Source organism: Enterococcus sp. DIV0008, assembly GCF_050542615.1.
Lineage (GTDB): Bacteria > Bacillota > Bacilli > Lactobacillales > Enterococcaceae > Enterococcus_D > Enterococcus_D innesii.
In genome coordinates, this window is sequence record NZ_CP172937.1 from 875,889 (window position 1) to 889,517 (window position 13,629).

Below are 13,629 nucleotides of genomic sequence, written 5' to 3' on the forward strand. Positions count from 1 at the left end.
CAACTATGGCAGAACTAAAAGTTCATGACTATGAATTCAGAGAACCACTTGAATCACAACCTTTGGTTCACTCTGAACCGACAACTGAAAAACTGCCTACTGATCCCCAGCGTCCTGAGGTCATCCGTGTACCAGCATCTCCGGCTCGTCGGTTAAAAAGTATTTCTACTCTAGAAAAACTGATTGCTGCCTTTGTGATCATCGCTGTATTGACGTTGGCGATCTTGACCATCAATATTCGGACCAATATCAGCCAAGTCGAACATGATATTTCTCTTATCCAATCGGATATCAGTGAAAAAACGACACAAGCAGAACAGTTGGAACAAGAGAAAAATGAGCTTTCTAAAACCGAACGGATCCAAAAGATTGCTGAGGATAATGGATTGTCGATCGATGATGGCAATTTAAGGAAAGTGGACTAAATGAAGTTAACAGATAAATTCAAGCAATACTTAAAAAAGAACAATCAAACTACAACGAACAATCGCAAAAAAGTAGGTATTATTCTGTTTGCTACGAGTATTGGATTGTTCTTTTTGTTTGTCACGCGTTTGAGCTATATCGTCATTGTCGGAGATGTTGCGGGGACTTCATTAGCAGAAAAAACCAAAAATCTCTATGAGGGCAGTGAAGTCATCAAGGCGAAACGAGGAACGATCTATGATCGCAATGGAATCCCGATTGCTGAGGACGTGACCTCATACTCTATTTACGCTGTTTTAAATCAAAATTACAAAGATGGTAATAAGAATCTCTTTGCAGAAAAAGCAAACTTCAATAAGTTGGCCAAAATCTTGTCAGATGTCTTGTCCATTGATCAAGAGACAGCAGTCAATACGTTAGAGGATGGTCTTGAGCAACAATTGTGGCGAGTGTCTTTTGGGAGTAAGGGAAATAATATTACATTAGAACAAAAAAATGCGATTGAAGATGCGATGGAACAAGAAGATATTGCTGGCTTCCATTTTGATAGCCATCCAGCTCGCCTTTATCCGAATGGGGTCTTTTCTTCTCACTTTATCGGCTATGCGGTTGCCAATGACGACGATACTGGTCTAGTCGGTAAAACCGGGTTAGAAGCTGCCTACAATGATGTGTTATCGGGAACCGATGGCGAGATTGTTTATCAAAAAGACAACAATCAAAATCCGCTACCAGGAACAGTTGCCGAGACCGTCGCAGCGGTGGATGGGAAAGACGTCTATACAACCATCGATAGTCGGATCCAAAGCTATTTGGAAACGCTGATGGACAGTGTTTTTAAAGAAAACAAACCAGAAAACTTAACAGCCAATTTAATGGATGCCAAAACCGGCGAAATCATAGCGATGGCACAACGACCAACCTACAATCCAGAAAATTTGGATTCAATCAATGATTGGCAAAATCTATTGGTTGAAGACAACTATGAGCCAGGATCCACCATGAAAATCTTAACGACGGCAGCTGCCATCGATCAAGGCATCTTCAATGAGAACGAAACTTTTACCCCAAGCCCTGATGGATTGAAACTTTATGATGCCACCATCAATGACTGGGACTTTGGTCAAAAAGGAACCTTGACGATGCGCCAAGCTCTTTCGTGGTCCAGTAATATTGGAATGGTGACCTTGGAACAGCGAATGGCTGACCGCTGGCAACAATACTTAAAAGAATTTGGCTTTGGTCGTAGCACCTATTCAGGATTGCCTAACGAAAATACGGGAATCACCCCAGAAGATAATCCTGTCAGCCAGGCGATGACTTCTTTTGGTCAAGCGATTGGTGTGACGAATTTCCAAATGATGCAGGCTTTTACATCGGTCGCCAATAATGGAACGATGCTGAAACCACAATTTATTAGTAAAATCGTTGATGGTAATACTGGAGAAGAAACGGTCACGCAACCTGAAGAGGTGGGGCACCCCATCACAGAAGAAGCGGCAACGAAGGTTCGCGAATATATGCGTGATGTTGTCGAAAGTGAAAATTACGGAAGTGCCTATGGCGTTTATGAATTACCTGGCTACAACATTTCTGCGAAAACCGGGACGGCCCAAGTAGCTGATCCAACAACCGGCAAGTATTTGTCTGGAGGCACCAATTATCTGTATTCTGTCGTTTTGATGTTTCCTTCAGAAGAACCAGAATATATTTTGTATTTGACCATTAAACTACCAGAGAAGCATGAAAGTACCGTGTTAGGTGAGATTGCCAATCCATTGATGAAACGGGTCATGGATCTGAAAAACTCTGCATTAGAAGAAAGCACAACATCTGGTAGCGAAACGACTGTGGGGGATTATCGCAATCTCGATACAGAATCTGCTGCAACCGACGTTCAAAAAGCTGGGTTGATTCCAATAGTCATCGGGGATGGTGAAAAAGTCATTGCCCAATCGGTTGACAGTGGAACTTCGATCATGCCAGGAGAACGAGTACTGCTCGTTACCGATAGCGATAAGTACTATATGCCGGATACAACTTCCTGGTCAAAAGCAGATTTGATTAAATTTGGCAGTCTACTAAATGTAGATGTTAGTTTTGAAGGAGACGGCTATTGTACCAAACAAAGCGTTGAGCCTTACACCGAATTATCGGGGCAATCGATCAAGTTTACACTAAGTGAAAACGAATAAATAGGAGAGAACAATATGGAATGGACAGAGATGATATTACCTTTGGCAAGTGGCTTTGCGATCGTAACAGCCACAATGCCTTTGTTTATCGGCTATTTTCAAATGAAGAAATACGGACAGGAAATACGTGGTGACGGTCCCAAATGGCACAATGTAAAGGCCGGAACACCAACGATGGGTGGGTTTGTATTTTTGATTTCTGCAATGATCACTGCCATCTGGGTAGGAGCATGGCAAAATCAATTGACTGCTTCATTGTTCATTCTTTTGTTCATTACCTCGGTTTATGGTGCATTAGGATTTCTTGATGACTTCATCAAGATTTTCCGCAAAAGAAATATGGGCTTAAACTCGCTGCAAAAGCTGATTGGACAGATTTTAGGCGGACTCGTCTTTTACTTTGTTTTCCGATCTGAAGGCAATGCGGATGTACTGAATTTCTTTGGGATCGATGTATCGCTATCGATTTTTTATGGCTTATTCGTCATTTTTTGGCTTGTGGGTTTTTCAAATGCAGTCAACTTGACGGATGGTATCGATGGACTAGTCGCAGGACTGGGCACGATTTCTTTTTCAACATACGCACTGATTGCTTGGCGACAAGATCAAATCGATGTTTTGATCGTTTGTCTTGCGATCATTGGCGGATTGATCGGCTTCTTTCCCTACAATCGCAAACCGGCAAAAATTTTCATGGGAGATGTCGGCTCACTGGCTTTAGGCGGTCTGTTGGCAGCTATCTCGATTCTTTTACACCAAGAATGGACCCTCTTGCTTGTCGGATTGGTCTATGTTTGTGAAACAGCAAGCGTGATGCTGCAAGTTGCCTCATTCAAATTAACGGGCAAACGAATCTTCAAGATGTCACCCATTCATCATCATTTTGAAATGAGTGGATGGTCTGAGTGGAAGATCGATACTGTATTTTGGTGTATCGCGTTAGGTTGCTCGTTGCTCACAATAGCCCTTGTATGGTAGGAGATGAAGAAAATGAAAAAAATTACAACATATCAAAATAAAAAAGTTCTTGTGCTAGGATTAGCGCGTAGTGGATTCAGTGCGGCCAAATTGTTACATGATTTGGGCGCACTTGTGACCGTTAATGACGGAAAGCCATTTGCTGAAAATCCAGAAGCACAAGATCTTTTGGCTTTAGGGGTCAAAGTGATCACTGGCAGCCACCCAATTGAATTATTGGATGAAGGCTTCTCCCTAGTTGTTAAAAATCCAGGGATCCCTTATTCACAACCTCTTGTCCAAAAAGCTTTAGAGAAAAAAATTCCTGTGATCACGGAAGTGGAACTGGCGTATCAAATCTCTGAAGCGCCGATTATCGGTATTACTGGTACGAATGGAAAAACCACTACAACGACCATGATCGCCAATGTCTTGAATGCCGGAATGGAAAAAGGACAGGCATTGCTTTCTGGAAATATCGGGTTTCCTGCAAGTTCCGTTGCTCAAACAGCTAAGCCTGAAGATCGCTTGGTGATGGAGCTTTCAAGTTTCCAATTGATGGGAATCGATACCTTGCGGCCGAAAATCGCTGTCATCACGAATATTTATGAAGCCCATATCGATTACCATGGTAGTCGCCCGGAATATGTTTTAGCAAAATGGCGCTTGCAACAACGAATGACCGCTGACGATTATTTAGTGATCAACTGGAACCAACCAGAACTAGAAGCACTGTCGGCCAAATCAAAGGCGAAAATCATTCCTTTTTCCACCAAGGAAAAAGTAGCAGGAGCATATATGCTTGATGGGATGCTCTACTATAAAGAAGAAGCAATTATGGCAGCGGAGGAACTCGGTGTACCTGGGGCACATAATATTGAAAATGCCTTAGCGGCGATCGCTGTTGGGAAACTTTGCGATATGTCGAACGAAGCAATCAAACAAGCGTTACAGACCTTCACTGGGGTGCCTCATCGGACCCAGTATGTCACCACTATCAATCAGGTGAAATTTTTCAATGATTCCAAAGCAACCAACATCTTAGCAACAGAAATGGCATTAGGTGGTTTTGACAATGAAAAATTGGTCTTACTGGCAGGCGGATTGGATCGTGGCAACAGCTTTGATGAGTTGGTTCCAGCACTAAAAGGGCTCAAAGCTATCGTTGTGTTTGGAGAAACAAAAGAAAAATTAGCCGCTGCTGCTCAAGCCGCTGGTGTAAAAACGATTGAAATGACAGAGAATGTTGAAACAGCCGTCCCATTAGCCTTTTCTTTAAGTGCTGCTGGAGATACGATTCTATTGTCACCGGCGAATGCAAGTTGGGATCAATACCCTGATTTTGAAGTTCGAGGCGACAAATTTATGGCGGCAGTAGCAGAACTTAAATAGAAATGAGTGAAGGATATGAAAATACTTGTGACTGGCGGCGGTACTGGCGGACACATCTATCCAGCGTTGTCTTTTGTGGATTACGTGAAGGAGATTGACCCGACAGCCGAATTTTTATACATTGGTGCAACAAGGGGCTTAGAGAATAAAATCGTCCCTCCAACAGGTATTCCTTTTAAAACATTAGAGATTCAAGGATTTAAGCGTAAGCTATCTTTGGATAACGTAAAAACGATCCAGCTTTTTATGAAAAGCTACTACGCGGCAAAGAAAATCATCAAAGAGTTCCAACCGGATGTAGTGATCGGCACCGGCGGCTATGTATCCGGCGCCGTGGTCTTTGCTGCCTCGAAGTTGAAAATACCTACCATTATTCATGAACAAAATAGTGTACCTGGAATCACCAATAAATTTCTAACCAAATATGTGGATAAAATCGCCATTGCTTTTCACGATGCTTCTCAATACTTTCCAGCGAAGAAAACGGTGTTGGTGGGCAATCCTCGTGGTCAAGAAGTACGGAATAGTCAAAAGTCGACGATTTTGTCTTCTTACGATTTAAATCCGGCGAAAAAAACAGTCTTAGTTTTTGGTGGGAGTCAAGGAGCTCTGAAAATCAATCAAGCGATCATTGATGCGCTGCCGCTGTTTGCTCAAAAAGAGTATCAGTTACTTTATGCATCTGGCGAAAGGTATTACAAAGAGATCGAAGAAAAAATTGGGATGTCAAAAGATGCCTTTCCTAATATCAGTATTCGTCCCTATATCGATCAAATGGCAGAAGTGATGGCAAATAGCGATTTGTTGATTGGTCGAGCGGGTGCCACATCGATCGCCGAATTTACGGCATTAGGGATTCCAGCGATTCTGATTCCAAGTCCTTATGTGACCAATGACCACCAAACGAAGAACGCCCAAAGTTTAGCCAATGCAGGAGCAGTCAAAATGATTGCCGATCATGAATTAAACAGCCAAAACCTCGTGGAAGCAGTAGATAGTATCATGCAAGATGAAGCCCTTCGTAGTAAGATGGCCAAAGCCTCAAAAGAACAAGGGATCAGCGATGCCTCGGAACGATTATTTCGACTTGTGCAAGAGGTAATCAAATAGTACAATGTGTGGGATAGAAAGGAGCGATTATCATTAGTAAAGACAAAACACCTCATGATGATCAAACCCCCTCGTCAACGGAAGAGTTGACCCCTTGGCAAAAAGAAAATCTAAAATATTTGCAAGAAAAAGGCAATCAGCCAGCTTGGTCGTCATCCGCGTCTGATGAAACAGAAGACATGTCCCAAGCACATGAAGATGAGTTGACAGAAGAAACACTTTTTGAAGCAGAACAAGCGATAGAAGAAACAGACGATGAGAAAGAAGGAGTGACTGAGCCAGAAAAAAAAGCTCGCTCTTTCGCTGATCGGCTGCCTAATCTAAAGGCGTACCGCAATCAGGTATTGATTCGCCGCTTAGCGCTGATTATCGGTCTACTGATGATTCCTTTGTTGATTGTTTTGTATTTTGTTTCGCCGCTTAGTCGTTTGGCTAATGTGGTGGTCAAAGGCAATCAAGAAGTATCCGCAGAAGCGATTCTCGAAAATTCTGACCTAGCCGTCAATGAAGAGATGTGGCCGCAATTTTTTGAACGGAATCAGAGTGTGGCCGCAATCAAAAAAGAATTGCCGCGCATAAAAAATGCTTCCATTTCTCTATCTGGTATTAATCGTTTCGATATCACTGTTACTGAATTTCAAGAAGTGGCTTTATTAGCCAAAGACGGCGGCTATGCACCAGTTTTGGAAAATGGCGCTGTTTTGGAAGACATCAGTGAGCAGCCAGAGGAAGGATTGCCGGTTTTAGAAAATTTTTCGGCTGAAGATAAAATCAAAGCGACACTCAGTGCCTATCAAGAATTAAGTTCAGAAATTCGCGATGGCATTTCTCAAATCAAATACACCCCCCGTGACAGCAATGATGAGCTGCTGACTCTCTTTATGAATGATGGCAATCAAGTGATCGTCAACATCTCAAATATGGTGAGTCAAATGCAGTATTATCCGCAAATTGCCAAAGATTTGACCGAGGACAGTATTGTGGATATGGAAGTTGGGATCTTTACGTATCCTATTTCAAATACACAAGAAGACGATGCAGACGAAAATCAAACAGCTGATAGTGATTCTTAGGAAAAATTCAAGAGTTTTTTTCATTAACTTGTTTCTAAAAAGCGCCATTATATGGTAGAATTGGTAACAGTGAACAAATTATTCGAATGAACTCTAAAAACGGACTGTGATGGTTCGCTATATATCCAATTTAAGTAGGAGGGAACCCCATCCATGGCAAAAACGGGAATGTATGTTGGCCTTGATATCGGTACGACATCTGTAAAAGTTGTAGTAGCCGAATACGTTGACAGCCAAATGAATATCATTGGTGTAGGAAATGCAAAATCAGAAGGAATCAACCGTGGGATTATTGTAGATATCGATAAAACGGTACAAGCCATTCAAAGAGCAGTAAGACAAGCAGAAGAAAAAGCAGGAATTCAAATTCGCAGTGTAAGTGTTGGTGTACCAGCCAATCTTCTTGAAGTGGAAAATTGTCAAGGGATGATCGCGGTCAATAGTGAATCAAAAGAGATCACCGACGAGGACGTCCGCAATGTTGCTTCCGCAGCACTTGTACGTTCAACCCCTCCCGAAAGACAGATCATTGCTATTTTACCGCAAGAATTTACTGTGGATGGGTTTGAAGGGATCAAAGATCCTCGTGGCATGATCGGTGTTCGCTTAGAAATGTTTGGGGTGGTTTATACAGGACCAAAAACCATCATTCACAACATTCGTAAGTGTGTGGAAAAATCCGGACTGATCGTCAATGAAGTGGTCATTACGCCATTAGCATTGACAGAATCGATTTTATCTGATGGTGAAAAAGATTTTGGCACGATCGTTATCGATATCGGTGGCGGCCAAACAACGACAGCTGCGATGCACGACAAACAATTGAAATTTACTCATGTGAACCAAGAGGGCGGCGAATTTGTCACCAAAGACATTTCAACGGTTTTAAATACCTCTTTCAACAATGCAGAAGCATTGAAGATCAATTATGGGGATGCGTATCCTGAACGAACTTCAGCTAGCGAAGAATTTCCGGTCGATGTGATTGGAAAATCAGAACCTGTGAAGATTGATGAACGCTATTTGTCAGAAATCATTGAAGCCCGTATGGAACAAATTTTCACTAAATCAAAAGAAGTCTTAGACGAAATTGATGGACTTGATTTACCAGGTGGCGTGATTTTAACTGGTGGCGCTGCAAGCCTGCCAGGTGTCGTAGATCTTGCTCAAGAAGTATTCGAAACAAACGTTAAGCTTTACGTTCCTAATCATATGGGACTTAGAAATCCTGTATTCACCAATGTAATCAGTATCGTTGACTATTCAGCAAACTTAAGCGAAGTCTATCAGCTTGCCAAAAGTGCGATCACCGGTGAAAAAACAGTCGCGCAACAGCCCGTTGCTATTCAACAACAAGAAGTACATTACGAACAATATGAAGCTCCAGAAGAAACTTATGAAGAAGTAGAAGAAGAGAAAAAAGGTGAGTCGATCACAAACCGAGTAAAAGATTTCTTCTCAAATATCTTTGAATAATCTAAAACGATTCTCAGGAGGAAGATAAACTATGGAATTTTCAATTGATAATAACATCAATGACGGCGCTGTGATCAAAGTCATCGGAGTCGGCGGCGGTGGCGGCAACGCAGTCAACCGTATGATCGAAGAAAATGTCAAAGGCGTAGAATTTATTGCGGCCAACACTGACGTTCAAGCATTAAAAAATTCAAAAGCAGAAACAGTGATTCAATTAGGCCCTAAATATACCCGCGGTCTTGGTGCTGGTTCTCAACCAGAAGTTGGTCAAAAAGCGGCAGAAGAAAGTGAAGATTCTATTCGTGAATCATTAGAAGGCGCGGACATGATTTTCATTACCGCTGGTATGGGTGGCGGAACCGGGACCGGTGCTGCACCGATCGTAGCGAAAATCGCCAAAGAAATCGGCGCATTGACAGTCGGTGTCGTTACTCGCCCATTTACTTTTGAAGGACCAAAACGCGGCCGTTTTGCGGCTGAAGGAATTGCTAAATTGAAAGAGAATGTCGATACACTATTGATCATCTCGAACAATCGCTTGTTAGAAGTTGTCGATAAGAAAACACCAATGCTTGAAGCATTCCGTGAAGCAGACAATGTCTTGCGTCAAGGGGTTCAAGGGATCTCAGACTTGATCACTGCTCCAGGCTACGTTAACTTGGACTTCGCTGATGTGAAAACAGTGATGGAAAACCAAGGCACCGCTTTGATGGGAATTGGTGTTGCTAGCGGCGAAGAACGTGTAATCGAAGCAACGAAAAAAGCAATCTCTTCACCATTACTAGAAACTTCGATCGATGGTGCCGAACAAGTACTATTGAACATCACTGGCGGATTGGATATGACTTTATTTGAAGCACAAGATGCTTCTGATATCGTCGCTCATGCAGCAACAGGTGATGTAAATATTATCTTAGGTACCTCAATCAACGAAGACCTAGGCGATGAAATCCGTGTGACTGTCATTGCAACTGGCATTGACCCTTCTAAAAAAGAACGTGGGTCTCGCTCTAGCAGACAAAGCCAAAGCCAAATTCATTCTATCCCACAAAAACCCACATTAGATATGGACCAAGCACGCCCTGCGCAAGCAGAGGAAAGCAACGGTTTCGGTGATTGGGATATCCGTAAAGAACAAAATGTACGACCTAAAGTAGAAGAAAACACATTTGAAAATGTAGAAAAGAAAGAATTCGACACCTTCAGCCGTGATGAAGTACGCTCGAATGATGACGACGAATTAAGCACACCACCATTTTTCCGTCGTAAACGCTAGGGGGCAGAGCACATGATTTCTGAGAACTTGCACAAGATCCAGCAAGAGATACAGGACTCCTGTGCTCTTGTTTCTAGAAACGCCAGTGAGGTCTGTTTGACAGCTGTAACAAAATCCGTCGATACAGAAACGACAAGAGAACTTCTAGAAAATGGTGTGCGGAATTGTGCTGAAAATCGAGTAGAAAAACTACTTGAAAAAAAAGCAGCATTAACGGATTTTCCAGATGTCCGTTGGCATTTTATTGGCAATTTGCAGCGTAGAAAGGTAAAATCAATTATAAACGAGATTGATTTTTTCCATGCGTTAGATTCAATCAAACTGGCACAAGAAATTCAAAAACGAGCAGAGCATCCGATCAACTGCTTTGTGGAAGTAAATGTTTCGCAGGAAGCAACGAAACAAGGGATTTTCGTAGAAGAGGTGATGGCTTTTATTGAAGCACTCGCTTCGTTCGATAAAATTCGTGTTGTTGGATTGATGACGATGGCCCCGCTCACTGCTTCCAAAGACGAGCAGCATCAGATTTTTAAAGAATTAAAAAGGATTCAACAACAAATCGCTGACCTGCATCTTACACATGCCCCTTGCTTAGAAACGAGTATGGGAATGAGTAATGACTTTCCCATTGCGATCCAAGAAGGCGCAACATTTATTCGTGTAGGAACAGCATTATTTCAATAAAAAAGGAGGTTGACCGATGTCGCTCAAAGAGAAACTGACCAATTTTTTTGGATTGACTGACGAAGAAGATTATTACGAAGAAACATATGCCACTGAAGAACCGGCACGAACAGCATCTAAACCGGCTGTGAACCAAGGAGGAGCTTTTACAGCCTCCAGAACATCCGCGAATACGTATGCATCTGGCCAAGCGGCAACCCGTACAACAAGTCAACCACAAAATCAAGCTTATCAATACAGACAGCAACCTCAAACTGCTGCTTATCAACAATCCTCAGCTGCGGCTGAACGAGTAAGATCGGTACCTAAGACGGAAGAAAAAGTCGTTCCGATGGCGCAACAAAGAACCAATACGAGAGTCAAAGATACAAAAGCAAAAGAAACTTCCTCGCAAGTGGCAGGAAAAATAACGATCGTAGAACCACGTGTTTACTCTGAAGCAATGGGGATTGCGAAGCAAGTCATCAATGGTGATGCTGTACTTGTTAATTTTCATTTAATTGAAGAGTACCAAGCTCGTCGAATAGTTGATTTTTTAACAGGAACAGTGTACGCTGAAGATGGTGATATCAAGCGCGTTGGCGATGAAATTTTTCTTTGCACGCCTAAGGGTATGGAAATTGAAGGCACTGCCCAAACATTAGCAGATACCAATTTTTTTGATATCTAAAGTGAGGAGGAACGCCAATTTTATTCTTGAGATTCGTTAAATTACTGAGTGATGCTGTTTATCTGTATACCATTTTATTAGTGATCTATGCACTTTTGTCTTGGTTTCCAGGAGGGTATCAATCCGCTTTTGGCCGTTTCTTGGCAAAAGTGTGTGAACCGTATTTGAGTTTATTTGATCGATTGAAATTAAGTTTTGCTGGTATCGATTTTACGATTGCATTTGCAATTATTGTCTTACAGCTAGCATCACAAGCATTGATATTGATCCTACAATCAATTTTATTTTAACGTAAGGGGTGGTTATCGGTGAACGCAAATGTCTATCAACATTTTCGAAACGATGAACGCCCTTTTATTGATTCCGCTCAAGGATGGATCGAACAAGTGCAAATGCAGTATGCGCCATACTTGACTGATTTCTTAGATCCAAGACAAGCGTATATCTTAGAAAGCTTGATTCGTCAATCAACGGATTTAAGCTTCCGTTTTTTTGGCGGATACGAAGCTGCTGAAAGACGACGCTGTTTAATTTATCCTGATTACTATGAGCCCACCACCGATGAGTTTGACATGACTTTATTTACGATTCAATACCCGAAAAAATTTACGGTTTTGAGTCATGGAAAAGTTTTGGGCACGTTAATGGGGACTGGAGTCAAGAGGGAATACTTTGGAGACATTCTTTCCGATGGTGAAATATGGCAAGTATTCGTTGCTACTGAAGTCAGTCATTTTATTCAACTACAAGTGGATAAAATCGGCAACGTATCGGTACGTTTGGAAGAAACGAAATATACCGATTTGATCGTGCCTAAAGATGGCTGGACCGAGGAAAGAGAAACGGTTAGTTCATTGCGTCTTGATACAGTGATCTCCGCCGTGTACAACATCTCTCGTCAGCGATCGAAACAGTTGATCGAATCAGGAAAAGTAAAAGTAAACTGGACAGAAGCATTACGACCAGATTTTGTTCTGGATTTACTGGATATCGTTTCAGTAAGAGGATTTGGTCGGATTCAAATACAGGGGTTAGAAGGAACCACGAAAAAAGAAAAAGTTAGATTGTTATTAGGTGTATTACGTAAATAAATCAAAGAGGTGTATAGAATATGGCATTAACTCCATTAGACATTCAAAATAAAAACTTTTCAGTAAAAATGAGAGGCTACAATCAAGACGAAGTCGATGACTTCTTGGATATGATTGTTCGTGATTATGAAGAAGCTGTTCAACGCAATCGTGAGTTAGAGAAATCATTGAAACATGCAGAAGAAAAACTCGAATACTTCAATGAATTGAAAGACGCCTTGAACCAATCCATTATCGTGGCTCAAGATACGGCGGATAAAGTAAAAACAAGCGCAAGCAAAGAATCAGAAGTAATCGTTACTTCTGCCCAAAACCGTGCGGATGAGATGGTTGCTACTGCAGAAAAACATGCCCATGCCTTGATGACCTCAGCAGAAGAAAAAGCCAAAGAGATTTTGACAGATGCAACAAATAATGCACGTCAATTGGCGACAGAAACAAATGACTTGAAGAAGAAAACCAGAGTCTTCCATAACAACTTATTAGTTATGTTGCAAACGCAATTAGAACAAGTGAAGAGCCCTGAATGGGAAGAAATTTTGGCGCCATTTTCAAGCTATGTACAAGATTCCCACCAAGTGATCAGAGAAGTTTTGTCAAAAGAACTTGACAGTGAAAATGGTTCTGGAGTAAACTCAGAAGCAGTGGAAACATTTGATGTGGACATTGTTGAATCAGATGAAAAAATCGTTGATGTAAGTGAAAGCCCTGAAGTGAAAACGTTAGATGATGCGAGAAACTTATTAGACGAGTTGAACAAAACAGATAACAACTAAGACACAGAACAGAAAAATTTCTTATATTTTTCAAGCGAGTTTGGGAGAGTGGAAGCCAAATAAAACCCTGCAAGAAATCAGATCATCTGTGAGTTGCGTTCTTGAAAGAGCTGACTTTTCAAAGACTCGAGTAGAGAACGACGCCTGATCCCGTTACCGATCATCAAAGAATTGTCAAAATGACAATTAAATTTGGGTGGTACCACGAACACGTTCGTCCCTTGCCAGGGACGGACGTGTTTTTTGCTGTGAATCACTGCGATTGGTCCGCAAAGCGGAACAGAGCAGATGATGAACAGTACTAGGCGACCATAGGGAGCGTAGTAACCGTACTAGGAATCACAATGACTGTTCCGCAATGCGGAACAGAGCAGACGATGAACAGTACTAGGCGACCATAGGGAGCGTAGTAACCGTACTAGGAATCACAATGATTGGTCCGCAAAGCGGAACAGAGCAGACGCTAGCCAGCTGTTAACAATCAGTGAATCCTGAATGCTTTG

At 41.9% G+C, this 13,629-nt stretch carries 13 protein-coding genes and 1 other annotated feature; all 13 genes read left to right on the plus strand.

The genetic code is table 11. The features are described 5' to 3' along the window. The first annotated feature begins 5 nt into the window (after nucleotides 1–5). The 13 genes from ftsL (at nucleotide 6) to IGI84_RS04145 (ending at nucleotide 13,126) form a co-directional block, all read left to right on the plus strand. A complete protein-coding gene (gene ftsL / locus IGI84_RS04085; protein WP_430600805.1) occupies nucleotides 6–425 on the plus strand; it encodes a cell division protein FtsL in 420 nt (139 codons plus the stop codon). Continuing rightward, a complete protein-coding gene (locus IGI84_RS04090) occupies nucleotides 426–2,621 on the plus strand; it encodes a penicillin-binding transpeptidase domain-containing protein (RefSeq protein ID WP_142424782.1) in 2,196 nt (731 codons plus the stop codon). 15 nt (nucleotides 2,622–2,636) lie between these two features. Next, nucleotides 2,637–3,599 carry a phospho-N-acetylmuramoyl-pentapeptide-transferase gene (mraY, locus tag IGI84_RS04095; RefSeq protein ID WP_430600806.1) on the plus strand — a complete coding sequence of 321 codons (963 nt, stop codon included), beginning with the start codon at nucleotides 2,637–2,639 and terminating at the stop codon, nucleotides 3,597–3,599. A gap of 12 nt (nucleotides 3,600–3,611) precedes the next feature. Continuing rightward, the gene (gene murD, locus IGI84_RS04100; RefSeq protein WP_081118408.1) at nucleotides 3,612–4,970 is read left to right on the plus strand and encodes a UDP-N-acetylmuramoyl-L-alanine--D-glutamate ligase; all 1,359 of its coding nucleotides are present in this window, start codon (nucleotides 3,612–3,614) and stop codon (nucleotides 4,968–4,970) included. A 15-nt stretch (nucleotides 4,971–4,985) separates the two neighbouring features. Then, on the plus strand, nucleotides 4,986–6,080 hold the full coding sequence (gene murG, locus IGI84_RS04105) for an undecaprenyldiphospho-muramoylpentapeptide beta-N-acetylglucosaminyltransferase (protein WP_077453529.1): 1,095 nt from the start codon (nucleotides 4,986–4,988) through the stop codon (nucleotides 6,078–6,080). Nucleotides 6,081–6,166: 86 nt separating this feature from the next. Next, entirely contained in the window at nucleotides 6,167–7,153 is a 987-nt protein-coding gene (locus IGI84_RS04110; protein WP_096742360.1) for a cell division protein FtsQ/DivIB, read from the plus strand. A 153-nt stretch (nucleotides 7,154–7,306) separates the two neighbouring features. Next, nucleotides 7,307–8,629, plus strand: a complete 1,323-nt coding sequence (gene ftsA, locus IGI84_RS04115; protein ID WP_081118410.1) for a cell division protein FtsA — start codon at nucleotides 7,307–7,309, stop codon at nucleotides 8,627–8,629. Between the two features lie 31 nt (nucleotides 8,630–8,660). Next, nucleotides 8,661–9,905 (plus strand): cell division protein FtsZ, encoded by a 1,245-nt coding sequence (gene ftsZ / locus IGI84_RS04120; protein ID WP_005237278.1) that lies wholly within the window; start codon nucleotides 8,661–8,663, stop codon nucleotides 9,903–9,905. 12 nt (nucleotides 9,906–9,917) lie between these two features. Continuing rightward, the gene (locus tag IGI84_RS04125) at nucleotides 9,918–10,589 is read left to right on the plus strand and encodes a YggS family pyridoxal phosphate-dependent enzyme (RefSeq protein WP_077453525.1); all 672 of its coding nucleotides are present in this window, start codon (nucleotides 9,918–9,920) and stop codon (nucleotides 10,587–10,589) included. Nucleotides 10,590–10,605: 16 nt separating this feature from the next. Beyond that, complete coding sequence (locus IGI84_RS04130) at nucleotides 10,606–11,259, plus strand: cell division protein SepF (protein WP_077453524.1); 654 nt, start codon at nucleotides 10,606–10,608, stop codon at nucleotides 11,257–11,259. Between the two features lie 26 nt (nucleotides 11,260–11,285). Next, nucleotides 11,286–11,549 carry a YggT family protein gene (locus IGI84_RS04135; RefSeq protein WP_005228822.1) on the plus strand — a complete coding sequence of 88 codons (264 nt, stop codon included), beginning with the start codon at nucleotides 11,286–11,288 and terminating at the stop codon, nucleotides 11,547–11,549. An 18-nt stretch (nucleotides 11,550–11,567) separates the two neighbouring features. Beyond that, complete coding sequence (locus IGI84_RS04140; protein ID WP_016613826.1) at nucleotides 11,568–12,350, plus strand: RNA-binding protein; 783 nt, start codon at nucleotides 11,568–11,570, stop codon at nucleotides 12,348–12,350. A gap of 20 nt (nucleotides 12,351–12,370) precedes the next feature. Next, entirely contained in the window at nucleotides 12,371–13,126 is a 756-nt protein-coding gene (locus tag IGI84_RS04145) for a DivIVA domain-containing protein (RefSeq protein WP_077453523.1), read from the plus strand. Beyond that, nucleotides 13,122–13,351, plus strand: a binding site (T-box leader). It overlaps the preceding gene by 5 nt. Nucleotides 13,352–13,629 lie beyond the last annotated feature (278 nt).